General features: G+C 61.0%; 1 protein-coding gene. It reads left to right on the forward strand.

The genetic code is table 11. The annotated features are described in order from the left end of the window. Positions 1–83 precede the first annotated feature (83 nt). Positions 84–851: an IS5 family transposase gene (locus ACYVGC_RS24965; protein WP_460586567.1), complete on the forward strand. Its 768-nt coding sequence runs from the start codon at positions 84–86 to the stop codon at positions 849–851. The last annotated feature ends 16 nt before the right edge of the window (positions 852–867 follow it).

Genomic DNA, 867 nt, shown 5'->3' on the forward strand with positions numbered 1-867 from the left:
AGAGGGTGTTAGGAATTGGGGCTAACCCAAAAGAAAACGAGCCAGTAAGCAGCGAGCGGAGTTCCTAGGCTCCGGCTCGCCTTATGGTTGACTGTCATCAACCCCTTACTGACTCGCAGTGGCAAGTTATCGCCCCGCTGCTGCCGGTGCACCGCAAACGCCGCCACTGCCTACGCTTAATCGTTGACGCCCTGCGCTATATCTGTCGCACTGGCTGCCAGTGGCGCTGCCTGCCTAGCCTTTTTCCGCCATGGTCAGCGGTGTATTACTACTTCCGTCGCTGGCAACTAAGCGGGCTGTGGCAGCAGCTGACCGATGCGGTCAATCAAGCCGACCGGCTAGCTGCCGGCCGGGCCGCTACCGCTTCGCTGGTCTGCCTCGACAGCCAAAGTGTGCGGCTTGCGCCGCGCATTTTTGAGCACCGGGGCTTGGACGGAGGCAAGCACGTCAATGGGCGTAAACGGCAGATTTTGACCGATGTGCAGGGGCGTATCTTGGCCTGCCGGGTGCACGCGGCCAACGGCCATGATGGGGTCGAAGCCCTCCAGTTACTGCCCGCTCGGCCTGTCTGGGGCAGCCGCTTAACCACCGTCGTCACCGACAAAGGCTATCGCGGACGCTTTGCCCGGCACGTGGTCAAACTCGGCCTCACGCATCAAGTGGGCAGTCGGCCGCCGAGTACCCGTGGCTTTGTGCCGGTGGCCAAACGCTGGGTGGTAGAGCGCACCTTTGCTTGGCTCACTGGCTTCCGGCGACTGGCTATCGACTACGAATTTACTCCACGCTCGCATGAAGCCTGGCTGCTCATTGCCAACATGACCATGTGCCTCAACCGCTTAGCGCCTGCTTAATTCCCTAACACCCTCT

It is taken from the genome of Hymenobacter arcticus (genome assembly GCF_054779975.1).

Excerpts from the sequence above, each read along its gene's own strand:
- ACYVGC_RS24965 (WP_460586567.1), top strand. The coding sequence starts at position 84 with ATGGTTGACTGTCATCAACCCCTTACTGACTCGCAGTGGCAAGTTATC.